The 13,402-nt window shown below is 36.5% G+C and carries 12 protein-coding genes and 1 tRNA gene; 7 read left to right on the top strand and 6 right to left on the bottom strand.

Annotation, left to right across the window (positions count from 1 at the left end; all coding sequences use genetic code 11):
• The first annotated feature begins 175 nt into the window (after positions 1–175).
• From ABJ955_RS01285 to ABJ955_RS01275, 3 genes are all read left to right on the top strand, one after another.
• Positions 176–358: a CAL67264 family membrane protein gene (locus tag ABJ955_RS01285; RefSeq protein WP_279447434.1), complete on the top strand. Its 183-nt coding sequence runs from the start codon at positions 176–178 to the stop codon at positions 356–358.
• Between the two features lie 81 nt (positions 359–439).
• Entirely contained in the window at positions 440–2,131 is a 1,692-nt protein-coding gene (ettA, locus tag ABJ955_RS01280; RefSeq protein ID WP_347372793.1) for an energy-dependent translational throttle protein EttA, read from the top strand.
• Positions 2,132–2,134: 3 nt separating this feature from the next.
• The gene (locus ABJ955_RS01275; RefSeq protein WP_347372792.1) at positions 2,135–2,578 is read left to right on the top strand and encodes a hypothetical protein; all 444 of its coding nucleotides are present in this window, start codon (positions 2,135–2,137) and stop codon (positions 2,576–2,578) included.
• Positions 2,579–2,639: 61 nt separating this feature from the next.
• Here the strand turns inward: ABJ955_RS01275 and ABJ955_RS01270 are convergent, their stop codons facing one another.
• The 4 genes from ABJ955_RS01270 to hutI all read right to left on the bottom strand — a co-directional run bounded on the left by ABJ955_RS01270 (position 2,640) and on the right by hutI (position 8,177).
• Positions 2,640–5,198: a T9SS type A sorting domain-containing protein gene (locus tag ABJ955_RS01270; RefSeq protein ID WP_347372791.1), complete on the bottom strand. Its 2,559-nt coding sequence runs from the start codon at positions 5,196–5,198 to the stop codon at positions 2,640–2,642.
• A gap of 136 nt (positions 5,199–5,334) precedes the next feature.
• Positions 5,335–5,925, bottom strand: coding sequence for a hypothetical protein (locus ABJ955_RS01265; protein ID WP_347372790.1), 591 nt, complete (start codon positions 5,923–5,925; stop codon positions 5,335–5,337).
• Positions 5,926–6,942, bottom strand: coding sequence for a formimidoylglutamase (locus tag ABJ955_RS01260; protein WP_347372789.1), 1,017 nt, complete (start codon positions 6,940–6,942; stop codon positions 5,926–5,928).
• Positions 6,939–8,177, bottom strand: a complete 1,239-nt coding sequence (gene hutI / locus ABJ955_RS01255) for an imidazolonepropionase (protein WP_347372788.1) — start codon at positions 8,175–8,177, stop codon at positions 6,939–6,941. The genes ABJ955_RS01260 and hutI overlap by 4 nt, the downstream gene beginning before the upstream one ends.
• A 117-nt stretch (positions 8,178–8,294) precedes the next feature.
• On the opposite strand from hutI, the gene ABJ955_RS01250 reads away from it, so the two are divergent.
• The 3 genes from ABJ955_RS01250 to ABJ955_RS01240 all read left to right on the top strand — a co-directional run bounded on the left by ABJ955_RS01250 (position 8,295) and on the right by ABJ955_RS01240 (position 10,349).
• A complete protein-coding gene (locus ABJ955_RS01250; RefSeq protein WP_347372787.1) occupies positions 8,295–9,461 on the top strand; it encodes a PLP-dependent aspartate aminotransferase family protein in 1,167 nt (388 codons plus the stop codon).
• 10 nt (positions 9,462–9,471) lie between these two features.
• On the top strand, positions 9,472–10,188 hold the full coding sequence (bshB1, locus tag ABJ955_RS01245; protein ID WP_347372786.1) for a bacillithiol biosynthesis deacetylase BshB1: 717 nt from the start codon (positions 9,472–9,474) through the stop codon (positions 10,186–10,188).
• A gap of 85 nt (positions 10,189–10,273) precedes the next feature.
• Positions 10,274–10,349 (top strand) — tRNA-His (locus tag ABJ955_RS01240).
• Positions 10,350–10,456: 107 nt separating this feature from the next.
• Here ABJ955_RS01240 and ABJ955_RS01235 read toward each other — a convergent pair.
• On the bottom strand, positions 10,457–11,464 hold the full coding sequence (locus tag ABJ955_RS01235) for a M28 family metallopeptidase (protein ID WP_347372785.1): 1,008 nt from the start codon (positions 11,462–11,464) through the stop codon (positions 10,457–10,459).
• An 18-nt stretch (positions 11,465–11,482) separates the two neighbouring features.
• On the bottom strand, positions 11,483–11,818 hold the full coding sequence (locus ABJ955_RS01230) for a membrane lipoprotein lipid attachment site-containing protein (RefSeq protein WP_347372784.1): 336 nt from the start codon (positions 11,816–11,818) through the stop codon (positions 11,483–11,485).
• 142 nt (positions 11,819–11,960) lie between these two features.
• On the opposite strand from ABJ955_RS01230, the gene ABJ955_RS01225 reads away from it, so the two are divergent.
• Positions 11,961–13,346 carry a rhodanese-like domain-containing protein gene (locus ABJ955_RS01225; protein ID WP_347372783.1) on the top strand — a complete coding sequence of 462 codons (1,386 nt, stop codon included), beginning with the start codon at positions 11,961–11,963 and terminating at the stop codon, positions 13,344–13,346.
• Positions 13,347–13,402 lie beyond the last annotated feature (56 nt).

Raw genomic sequence — 13,402 nt, 5'->3', positions numbered from 1 at the left:
TATTCAAAAATATTCTACATATTTCAGCCTAGCAACAGCTTACTGCTTTGTGTTTTTCCTTCCTATTTTGTAAGAAACTATGACATTTTGTTAACGAAAATCTATTTTATATTACCGATATTTGTTTTTACACGTAAATTTGCATTTCAAAAAAATAAACAACGAAATAAAACATATGGGAATGAATAAAAATACAGTATTGGCTTGGGCCACTTTTATAATGATCTTGATGGGGTGTGTGCTAATTGCATTGGGCGCTTTTCGCTATGATGATGTAGCTGGTTGGGGTTTTGCAGCTGTTGGTATTGGCTTCTTTGCCATTGCTTGGGTTTTTAATGCGCTAAAAGGAAGGGTTTAATAGTATAAGACCAACTTTTCTACCTACTATAAGTGGTATTTATTTCACACTTACTTTCATAAACAAACAAATCAAAATAATATGGCTGACGATAAAAAAGTAATTTTCTCAATGTCTGGGTTGACTAAAACCTACCAAAATGCTCAGACTCCTGTTCTTAAAAATATATATCTAAGTTTCTTTTATGGTGCCAAAATTGGTATTCTTGGACTTAACGGAAGTGGTAAATCCACACTCTTACGAATCATTGCGGGGGAAGAAAAAAACTATCAAGGCGATGTGGTCTTTGCACCCGGATATACCGTAGGTTACTTAGAGCAAGAGCCAAAACTGGACGAATCAAAAACCGTACTTGAGGTTGTAAAAGAAGGGGTTCAAGAAGTGGTTGATGTGCTTGATGAATACAACAAAATAAACGATATGTTTGGCTTGCCAGAAGTTTATGAAAATCCAGCAAAAATGGATGAATTGATGGATAAGCAAGCAAAACTTCAGGATAAAATAGACGCTACCAATGCCTGGGAGTTAGACACCAAACTTGAAATTGCAATGGATGCATTGCGAACGCCAGATCCAGATAAACTGATAAGTGTACTTTCTGGAGGGGAAAAAAGAAGAGTTGCACTTTGCAGGCTTTTACTAAAAGAACCAGATGTTTTATTGCTTGATGAGCCAACAAACCATCTGGATGCGGAAAGTGTTCATTGGTTAGAGCACCACCTTTCCGAGTATAAAGGAACAGTGATTGCGGTAACACACGACCGTTATTTTTTAGATAATGTAGCGGGTTGGATTTTAGAATTAGATAGAGGGGAAGGTATTCCGTGGAAAGGAAACTATTCTTCTTGGTTGGATCAGAAATCAAAGCGTTTGGCACAAGAGCAGAAGCAAGCAGGAAAACGTCAAAAAACTTTAGAACGGGAGCTTGAATGGGTTCGTCAAGGAGCAAAAGGCCGACAAACAAAACAAAAAGCACGTTTGCAAAATTACGATAAACTATTAAGTCAAGACCAAAAACAACTTGACGAAAAACTTGAAATATACATCCCGAATGGGCCGCGATTGGGAACAAATGTTATTGAAGCTAAAGGGGTTTCAAAAGCTTTTGGCGATAAGTTACTTTATGAGGACTTAAACTTCAAATTACCTCAAGCTGGAATTGTAGGAATTATAGGGCCGAATGGTGCTGGTAAAACCACTATTTTTAAAATGATAATGGGGGAAGAAACACCCGATAAAGGTACTTTTGAAGTGGGGGAAACCGCTCAAATTGCTTATGTAGATCAAGCACATAGTAATATTGATGCTGAAAAAACTATCTGGGAAAACTTTAGCGATAGTCAAGAATTGATTATGATGGGAGGAAGGCAAGTAAATTCTCGCGCCTATTTAAGTCGTTTTAATTTTAGTGGAAGTGAGCAAAACAAGAAGGTTTCTATGCTTTCGGGTGGGGAACGTAACAGACTTCATTTGGCGATGACGCTTAAAGAAGAAGGGAACGTTTTATTGCTGGATGAGCCTACAAACGATTTGGATGTAAACACACTTCGCGCCCTTGAAGAAGGTTTAGAGAATTTTGCTGGTTGTGCAGTAGTAATTAGTCACGACCGTTGGTTTTTAGATAGAATTTGCACACACATTCTCGCTTTTGAAGGCAATAGTGAAGTATATTATTTTGAAGGTGGTTTTAGTGATTATGAAGAAAATAAAAAGAAGCGTTTGGGGGGAGATTTAATGCCGAAAAGGATAAAATATAAAAAATTAATACGCTAATTTATGTGGAAAAGCATCATTATAATTGGGCTACTAATTACTATTTCGTCTTGTGGAAGTAAACAGACGACAATGAAATCTTCAAAGGAAGCTACGGAAATTGTTTTGGGTGAAAATCAAGTCGTTTCCTATAAAAGTTTGGGGAATGGCGTAGCGGCAATTTCGTTGGAATTATATAAAAATAATACCTTCAACTTTAATTTTAAAAGCATCCCACAACCAGAAACAGATGAAAAAGCAGTGATTGTTTCAGAAAAAGGAACTTATATTTCTGAGGGGAACTGGAAAACATTAAATTTTAAAAACCCAAAATTTTCACTTGCAGCTATTTTTGATGCTACTTATGGTGATAGCTCACATTTTATGGTTCTTGACAAAGAAAATGTAAAAATAAACACCTCTAAAAATGCTCTGCCAATTTGGGGTGTAATCTGTGAAAAGCAGTAAACTATTTATATAAACACAGTCGAAATGAATTTGATTTTCGACTGTGTTCAATAAATATTCCTTATTTTTTAATTATTAATTTCTTAGTAATAGCTTGGCTGCCGCTACTTACTTTCACTAAGTAAGTGCCAGCCGTAATTCCATCAGTTTTTACGTTGATGTTTTTAGAATTTCTAAAATCTCCATTAAATAAATCTTTTATCTTTTTTCCAGTTATATCAAACAACTGTACCGTTCCTTCCGAAGAAAGTGTGTGGGAGATTGTAAATTCTGAAGTCGCTGGATTTGGATACATTTTAATGCTATTTTCAGCTAGTTCATTATCTTTAACACTCAACAAGTCAGTTAGGTCGTATTTGTGCATTGACCTTCCAAAAGTTCCTGCATAAATAGTTTTGGTAGGCTCATGCAGCTTAATGTCCATCACAGTTGTAAGTGGGAGATTATCTCCTAATATCGTCCAATTAGCACCATCATCTTTAGAATACCAAACATTTAAATCGGTAGCTACAAAAAGCATGTTTTCTGCTGGATAAGTGATTATATCATTCACTGGAATATTAGGAAGATTAGAAGAAATATCGGTCCAATTTTGGCCACCATCTTCCGTTTTAAAAACTCGTGGCGTATAGTCTAAATACCTAAAACCAGAAACAGTTACATAAGCAATCATATCGTCACTAGGAACCATTGCTATTGAAGTAATGTACTGATCAGGTAGTCCTGCACTTATATTTGTCCAAGTAGTACCCCCATTAAAAGTTACGTTTACGTTTCCGTCATCACTACCTGTATATATTACATCTAGGTTGTTATAGGAAGCAGCAATTGCCGTTAGTGTGCCGAAAGATAAAGCCCCGCTCGAGTGAGGGCCATCCGTTAAATCTGGGCTAATTGCCGTCCAAGAAACAGCTCTTGTTGAGGTGTATAGTCTATTACTTCCGTAAAACATTTTTTCTGAGTTAAAAGGCGAAAGTATTACAGGAGTATTCCAGTTAACACGGTCTGCTCCGCTAATTCCATTTGTTCCATTTTGAAAAGATGTTCCGCCATTAGTGGAGCGACGTAAGTTTCCGTTTTGAGATTCAGCATAGACATATCTATTGTCTATGGGGTCTACATTTACATGAAAACCATCACCTCCCAAAATAGAATTCCAGTCATCTAAGCCTCCTGTGATTGTTCGTATTGTGTTATTGTCTTGTGTGCCGCCGTAAAGTCGTTCAGGGTGTTGGTAATCTACTTCAATATTATAAAATTGTGTAATAGGAAGATTCCTAAAGTGTGTCCAACTAGTTCCTCCGTTTACAGAATAATAAGCACCCCCATCATTTCCAGCCAACATAAAGTCATTGTTAATTCGAGAAAAATCTAAAGCGTGATGGTCTACGTGCATTCCTGGAAGTGTTTGCCATGTAGCTCCGCTATTGGTAGATTTTACCGCTTCAAACCCAATAACATATACTTCATTTGCATCTTCCGGATTAACACGAACATTTCCAAAATACCAACCAAAACTTGAATCAATACCACTTAATGCTCCGGCGGAAGTTACTTGCGACCAGTTATTACCATTATCAGTGGACTTATAAAGGCCATTAAATTCATTTGTAATTTCATTTGTTGTAAAACGCGCATAAACTGTTGAAGGTTCAGATTCTGAAACAGCAATACCGATTCTACCTGTTTGAGCATTTGGTGCAGGTAAACCATGAGCGGCTCCAAGCTCTGTCCAAGTAGTTCCACCATCCATAGAGCGATGAATTGCTGAAGAAAGTCCGCCATAATCACGTTGCCATGGCTTACGCGTACGTTCCCACATTGCTGCGTATAGTATGTTTGTATTTGCGGTATTCATAGCGACATCAATTGCAGCAGTGGAGTCGGTTACAAAGAGCACACGTTCCCAACTAGTACCTGCGTTGGTTGTTCTATAAACTCCTCGTTCTACATTTTTTCCATACAACTGTCCAGCTGCAGCTACAAAAACCCGATCCGGATTCGTGGGGTCAACTACAATACGACCAATATGATTGCTTTCTGGGAGACCGATATTTGTCCAGGTGTCACCCGCATCGTCACTTCTATAAACTCCATCACCAAAAAAAGCACCATCGGTAGCACTTGCGTTGGCTTCACCTGTCCCAGCATAGATTATTTGAGAATTTGAAGGAGCTATGGCAATATCACCAATAGAAGGTTTTGTTACTTCGTCGAAAATAGGTGTCCAATTAACCCCGCGGTCATAACTTCTATAAATACCACCAGAAGCAGTGGCCAAATATAGATGATCGTCGTTATCTGGTGCGATGGCTACATCTGTAATTCTTCCGCCTGTATTTATGGGCCCTGCAAGCACCCATTCCCCAGCAACTTTAGTAGCTCTGTTGGCAAGAATTTGTTTTGTTTGAAGCACCGCTTCTTTATAGGCATCCTTATTAATATAATTGTTTGGATATGCGCGTTGATTGTACATCCATTCTGCTGGGTATTCCATTTTTCCAGTCTCTTTTTTAATAGTTTTTTCTTCTGAATTGTTTTTACAACTCAGAATTAAAAAAAAGGAAAAGATGAGTAAAAGTGTGATTTTTGGGGGAGGGAGTGTGTAATTTTTCATCATGGAGATTTTAAAAGTTTGTACTATTAAGTAAAGATTGTAATTCACTGATTGTAAATATCGTGAATAATTAATAGAATACAAGCTCAATTTTACAAACGCATCCAGGTGATTTTTAAAATTTTATCAGAGAAATAAATTAATTAAAGATTTCTGATTGAAATTGAATTCCCAAGAGAAGTTTTTTTATAACAAAATTTATAATTATATATGTTAGAATACAACCGACAGTAATAAAAAATAATTGATAGATTTTTGTCTTGATGTTTAACGCTTTTTTTGAAGGTAAAAGCAATATATTCAGTGCTTTTGAGATTTGTGTGCGTTCGTTATACCCAACAAATAGCAAAACTAAAATATAAAAAGAAAGGTTTAGTATTGCTTCTAGTATTGTGTAACCTGCATAGAATATATCGATTAAGAGGATATTTACAAGAATAGGGAGTAATATTACAATGGCAACTAACTTTGTTTTATTAAACAATAGTAGAATTCCTCCAATAATTTGAAAAAAAGCGATAATGCTTATAAATGCTTGCGAATAACTAAAAAATACCCAAGTTAAATCTAAGCCAGATAATTCATTGATGGTTTTGCTGTAAAGGCTTTTACCATATGTAAACTGCTCGCCAGTTAGTTTTACCATCGCATATCGAAACATGTAGAAAGCAGTAAAAACTCGCCAAGTTAACTCGATTGTTTTTAAATTATTTTTTAGAAAAAATTTCATTTACAAATTATATTTTTCTGAAATAACATCACTCACCAAATATGCAATTGCTTTCCCTACTTGATTTGGAAAAATTTCTGCTTCTGGTGAACCTTCACAAATATGAAGATACGATGCATTTGAATTTTTTGAAAAATATGCAACAAAATTCCGGGCTTCATTTAATGAAAATCCGCTGGGAGAAATTGCACTGCTGCCCATACATTCTATTGCATCTAGATCTAGTTCAATGCCAAAATTCTCATTGCTGCAGCACTTTTCTGCTTCTTGTAATGCATCAAAAAAAGATAGTTCTTTGCGTATTGAAATCGTTTCAAAAAGGTTGAATTTTATTCTTTTAGAGTGCTCTTCTATGGAGTTAAAAACCGCTTTAGAAGTATAATTTCTATGAAGCCCAAAAATAAAATAGTTACCTAAAAACCCTTCCTCAAAAGCATATGAAAAACCGTTGCCACTATGCCGATGTTCTAAAGAACGAAAATCTGTATGTGCATCAAAATTGATACAGTTTATTGGGTTTTGTAGCGCTTGCGAAACCCCTTTTATAATGCCGTAACTATTGTTATGACCACCGCCAATAATTATTGGAAATTTTTTAGCTTCTACGATTGTTTTAATAACTTCGCAGACTTTATGATCAATCTGACTAACAAGTTCGCCAAGTTTTTCAACATAATGGTTTTCTTCTTTTGAAATACTTTCGGCTTGCTTCATTTGAGTTTCACAATCAATTTCACCCAATATAAGCATGTTTTGAGCATCCGTTAATGGGTTGTGTTGTATATTCAGAATACTTCCTAAAGAAGCTTTCCATGCTTTTGAAGTCCCTTGATTTCCATGATTTGCACGAACGCCAATATCTTCAGGAATTCCCAGAAGTACGTATTTTGCAGGATGATTTTTTAAGTCTTTAACTGTTTTTACAAAGCCTATTTCTTCACCAAACTTGGTTTCCCCAGCGCGTTTTTTTAGCAATGGAAGAATATCTTCTTTAGAATATACTTTTACAAAACTCATTTTACTTCTTCGCCTTTAATAATTACAGAATCAATCAAATTGCTGCCAAATGCATATGGCAAATACCCATACGAAGGAATCGGTTTTGTAATGATGAGGTTGGCTATTTTTCCTTTGGTAATACTACCATAGGTACTGCTTAACCCCATTGCATAGGCACCATTTATGGTGGCGGCATTTATTGCCTCTTCAGGTGTTAATTTCATTTTTATACAGGCTGTGGCAACAACAAAATTCATGTTTCCACTGGGTGTAGAACCTGGATTATAATCTGTAGCAAGTGCCAATGGCAATCCAGCATCTATCATTTTTCTGCCCGGTGTATAGGGAATACTTAAAAAGTAAGAGCAGGAGGGAAGTGCAACTGGCATGGTTTCTGTATTTTTTAATGCCTCAAGGTCTGCATCAGTTAAAACTTCTAGATGGTCCACGCTCAATGCATTATGTTTTATTGCGGAAGCAATTCCACCAATACTATTAAATTGGTTTACATGAACCTTTGGAATGAGTTTGTGCTTTTTTCCTTCGGAAAGAATCCGCTCCATATCCGCTACCGAAAAATAACCATCTTCACAAAAAATATCTACATATTCAGCGAGGTTTTCTTTCGCTACTTTCGGAAGCATTTCATTGCAAATTAAATCGAGATACCCGTCTTTATTATTTTTGTATGCTGTCGGGATTGCATGCGCGCCTAGAAAAGTAGTTTTAATAGGGATTGGGTAATTTTCAGAAAGTTTTTTTGCCACGCGAAGCATTTTTAGTTCGGCTTCGGTAGTGAGTCCATAACCGCTTTTAATTTCTATGGCCCCAGTACCAAGGCGCATTACTTCTTCTAATCGTGTAGCAGATTGATTGTATAGATCTGTTTCAGAAGTTTCTTGTAGTTTTTTTGCGCTATTCACTATTCCCCCTCCTTTTTCAGCGATTTCCTGATAACTCAATCCGTTTATTCTATCTACAAATTCCTGCTCTCGGTTTCCAGCATATACAAGGTGTGTGTGGCTGTCGCACCAAGTAGGAAGCACTATTTTTCCGCTACAATCAATAGTTTTAAAGCCTTGGTGAGGCCCCATTTTATCCATCGTTCCATAATCTTCAATCACGCCTTGATTTATATAAATCCATGCATTTTTAAGCGTAGGGAGTTCTTTCATTTGTGCACCACTCAATTTTATGGGACAATTTTCGCGAACTTGGAGTAATTCTTTTATGTTGGTAAGCAGTAATTTCATTGTAAAAATTTTATAGCTATTTTTTTTATAAAGATAGAAAAAAGAAGCGTTGTAGCGATTAAAACTCCCAACGTCTTAAATATAATTTATACCTTAGTCCTTCCAAAAAAAGCAATTATGAAATCTGGTAAATTAGGGATTAACACCATATGCACTCACGTTGGCGAAGTTGAGGACACACAGTTTAAAGGCGCAGTATCTCCTCTATTTATGTCTAGTAGTTATGCATATGAAGCGGTTGCAGTAAAACGATATCCGCGGTATTTTAATACGCCAAACCAAGAGGCGCTTTCTAAGAAAATTGCACGCTTAGAAAAGTGTGATGCAGCACTTATTTTTGGAAGTGGGATGGCTGCAATAAGCACCACCATGCTTGCATTTTTGCATAAAGGCGACCATGTTGTATTGCCACAGACTTTATATGGTGGAACGTATAATTTTGTGGTTGAAGAATTTCATAAATTTGGAATAGAATATTCATTCGCTAAAGGGTTTTCTGAAAAAGATTTTTCTAAAGAAATGCAGTCAAATACCAAAGTTATTTTTATTGAAACACCTTCCAATCCGTTAATGCGAATTACTGATTTGGCGATGATTTCAAAACTGGCGAAGCAACATGGTGTTGTAACTATGATCGACAATACATTTGCCTCTCCTGTAAATCAAACACCGGCAGATTTTGGTATTGATATTATAATTCATAGCGCTACAAAATATATGGGCGGACATAGCGATATTTTGGCAGGTGCTGTTGCCGCTAGTGAAGCGCATATTAAAATTATTTGGAACCTCGCTAAAAACCTAGGAGGAAGTCTAAGCGATTACACCGTTTGGCTGTTAGAACGAAGTATGAAAACAATGGTGCTTCGTGTAAAAGCACAGAATAAAAACGCAAAAAAACTAGCAACGTGGTTAGCGCAACATCCTTTGGTTGCAAAAGTCTATTATCCAGGACTTAAAAATCACCCAGATTATAAACTTGCAAAAAAACAAATGAAAGGCTTTACAGGAATGCTTTCTTTTGAATTAAAAGAGGCGGTGGATGTGGATGGTTTTTTGAAAGCTTTAAAAATCATAAAGCCATCTATGAGCTTGGCTGGAGTGGAATCTACGATTCTTTCGCCAGCCAAAACGTCACATGCATTGCTTTCTGTGGAAGAACGTAAACGACAAAATATTAGTGATGGATTACTACGTTTTTCTTTAGGAATAGAAGAGTCGGAAGATATTATTACAGATATAGAAGAAGCTTTTCAAAAAGTTTCAAAATTAAAAAAAGCATAAAATTTAGTGTATGAAAATTGATATTCTCGCCATTGGCGCACATCCGGATGATATAGAGTTAGGCTGTGCTGCAACTTTGGCAAAGGAAATTAACAATGGTAAAAAGGTAGGAATTCTAGATCTTACCCGTGGCGAGCTGGGAACTCGTGGGACCGCTGAAATTCGAGATCAAGAAGCTGCAAATGCAGCCAAGATTTTAGGCGTAGCGTTTCGGCATAACCTTGGGTTTTCTGATGGTTTTTTGGTTAATAACCCCGCTTCACAGCTGGAAATAATTAAAATACTGCGAAAGTATCGCCCAGATGTGGTGCTTTGTAATGCTATAGACGATAGGCATATTGACCATGGCAAAGGCAGCAAGTTAGCAAGTGATGCTTGTTTTTTAAGTGGCTTGCAAAAGATTGAAACCATTTATGAAGGGAATAATCAAAAATCATGGCGTCCTAAATTTGTATACCATTACATTCAATGGAAAAATATTGAACCAGATTTTGTGGTTGACGTAACCGGCTTTATGGATAAAAAACTGGAAGCTGTTTTTGCTTACGAGAGTCAGTTTCATAAAAAAGAAGCAAATGAACCCGCTACACCTATCTCTTCAACAAATTTTAGAGATAGTATTACCTATAGGGCACAAGACTTGGGAAGGCTGATTGGCACTGAATATGCTGAAGGTTTTACCGTGGAAAGATACCTCGCTGTAAAATCTTTGTTTGATCTTATTTAAAAAGTATAGTTGACTGTTGCGCATCCTTAATAATTGAATTATATTTGCATCCGCTTTCAAAGCGATTTTTGTTTTGAAATTAAATGGTGGTTGTAGCTCAGTTGGTTAGAGCGCTTGATTGTGGTTCAAGAGGTCGCCGGTTCGAACCCGGTCTTCCACCCAAAAGCAGAAGCCCCTCAGAAATGAGGGGCTTTTTTTGTGGTTTTAACTAAAAAACCTTCACAAGAAGGATTTTTAGTTAACCAAGACTATTTTTTTTGAGAGAGGATTACTTGTTTAATGAGATTCGTTGGTCACGATTTGAAATTTCCCAAGCAGTTAGAAATATTAACTGAGCGCGTTTTGCCATTAAATCGTATTCAATTTTATCTGGGGTATCCGTTATTTTGTGATAGTCCGCATGGACACCGTTGAAATAAAATATAATTGGAATATTATTTTTGGCGAAATTATAATGATCACTTCGATAATAAAAACGGTTGGGATCATTAGGGTCATCAAATTTATAATCCAACTCTAAATTTGTGTAGGTATTGTTTACCTCAGTAGAAACATCTTGAAGCTCTTGGCTTAATTTGTTACTTCCAATTAAATAAAGATAGTTTGGGGTGTCTTTCTTCTCTGGGTCTATTCTCCCAATCATATCAATATTTAAATTACAAACCGTATTCTCTAATGGAAATAAAGGGTTTTCGGTATAATAACGAGACCCATAAAGCCCGATTTCTTCTCCAGTAACGTTTAAAAATAGGATAGAACGTTTTGGCCCATTACCTTCTTTTACTGCTTGCTGAAAAGCTTGGGCAATTTCAAGAATAGAAACTGTTCCGCTGCCATCATCATCCGCTCCATTAAAAACGTTGCCATCCTCATCCATGCCTACATGGTCTAAATGTGCAGAAATTACAATAACTTCGTCCGGTTTTTCGGAACCTTTAATATATGCGGCAACATTCTCAGAAGGCTGTGCGTTTTTTCTTCTATCGAAAAAACTTCCCGGAATTTCTTGATAATAATTAGTGGTGCCAGGTGCTGGCAAAATACCTTCGGCTTTATAAAAATTACGAATATAATCCGCAGCCATTTGCTGTCCTTTTGTTCCAGTCATTCTGCCTTCCATTTCATCGCCTGCATAAATGTATAAATGCTTTTTAAGTTCTTGGGCGGTTATTGTATTGGCGTAATCTACATTTGTTTTTTTGGGCTTCGTTGTGTTTTGCGTGCTGTTGCAAGAAATAATAAAGTTTGAAAAAAGTACTAATAATAAAAGCTTCATATAGTAAAATAGATAAGGTTATTCAAATGAGATAAGTTCGTAATCTTCAGGGTTCAATCCACGATCACCAATTTTTTCATAATTGAAAATATGTGTATTTATAATTTCATTCCCTTCCCGATCTTGTGATTTTATGGTTAATTTCACCAAATAACGTACTCCAATTGAAGCATCTCCAGATTCAGTTTCTACAACTTCAATAGTTTCATTATTGAAAGTTGTTCCTTCGGGAAGCTGTAATTTTTCAATGGCATCTTTTTTTGCAATCTCGCGAACTACATCTTCTTGCTTGTTTTCGGTAGTACAAGATGCAACTACTAAAAGTGCAACCAATATAAAAGCTATCTTTTTCATAATTAAAATTTTAGTGGTTAATGTGTAAAGATAAAACAACTTGTAAGGCTTAATGTAAAAGTTTTGTGAAAAAACAGGTTTGGGTGGTTAGTTTGAATTATTAGAAATTACAATTCTTATATTTGCTAAAAACAGACAAACAATGAAGGTAGAACAAATTTATACCGGATGCCTTTCACAAGGCGCATATTATATAGAAAGCAATGGAGAAGTAGCAATTATTGATCCTTTGCGAGAAACCAAACCTTATTTAGAGCGTGCACAAAAAGATAATGCAGCAATTAAATATATTTTTGAAACTCATTTTCATGCAGATTTTGTAAGTGGGCATATTACACTGTCAGAGCAAACAGGGGCTCCCATAATTTATGGGCCAAAGGCAAATCCTACCTTTAAAGCTATAATAGCAGAGGATAATCAGGTGTTTAAACTTGGCGCTATTACAATTACCGCGCTACACACACCAGGGCATACTATGGAAAGTACGACCTATTTATTAAAAGACGAAAACGGTAAGGATCATGCAATTTTTAGTGGCGACACGCTTTTTTTAGGAGATGTTGGCCGCCCAGATCTTGCACAGAAATCTAACGAAATCACTCAAGAAGACCTAGCGGGTATTTTGTTTGATAGCCTTCGGAATAAAATAATGGTTTTAGCTGATGATGTTGTTGTATATCCAGCGCACGGTGCTGGTTCTGCCTGCGGAAAAAACATGATGAAAGAAACGGTAGACACCTTGGGCAACCAAAAGCAAATGAACTATGCGTTACGAGCAACCATGACGCGTGAAGAATTTATAAATGAAGTTACCGATGGTTTGGCGCCTCCACCTTCCTATTTTCCTATGAATGTGAAAATGAATCGTGAAGGTTACACGAATTTTGATGAAGTTATCACGGAAGGCACAAAACCTTTAGCTCCAGAAACTTTTGAGAAAATTGCGAATGAAACTGGCGCAATTGTTTTGGATGTACGCCATCAATCAGAGTTTATAGAAAACCATATTCCGCGATCTATTTTTATAGGTTTGGACGGTGGTTTTGCCCCATGGGTGGGCGCTTTATTGGCAGATGTATCCCAAAAAATTCTTTTGGTGGTTTCTCCAGGGCGTGAAGAAGAAGCTGTTACAAGATTGTCTAGAGTAGGTTTCGATAATACCCTTGGGTATTTAAAGGGGGGAGTGGAAGCTTGGAAAAATAGTGGTAGAGAAATAGACTCCTTAGAATCTGTTAATGCTGAGGTTTTAAAAGCACAATTGGAGCATCATGTTCCTGTTTTTGATGTTCGTAATGATGGCGAATTCTCTAATGCGCATCTTTCTGAGGCAGTACATACACCGCTTGGGTTTTTGAATGATTATTTAAATGAATTTCCAAGTGATGAAAAATTTTACATCCATTGTGCTGGAGGATATCGTTCAGTTATAGCAGCCTCAATATTAAAAAGTCGTGGAATCCATAATTTGGCGGATGTAGCAGGTGGGTTTGCAGCAATTAAAAATGCGGGGATCCCTGTTGTAGCATAGTATATTTATAAAATTTAAAAAGCCCCAAAGCATAATACTTTGGGGCTTTTTTTGCC

Origin of the sequence: Aequorivita sp. Q41 (assembly GCF_039831855.1) — a bacterium.
GTDB lineage: Bacteria > Bacteroidota > Bacteroidia > Flavobacteriales > Flavobacteriaceae > Aequorivita.
Note: the sequence above shows the minus strand (reverse complement) of the source record. Positions and strands in the feature narration are given on the sequence as shown.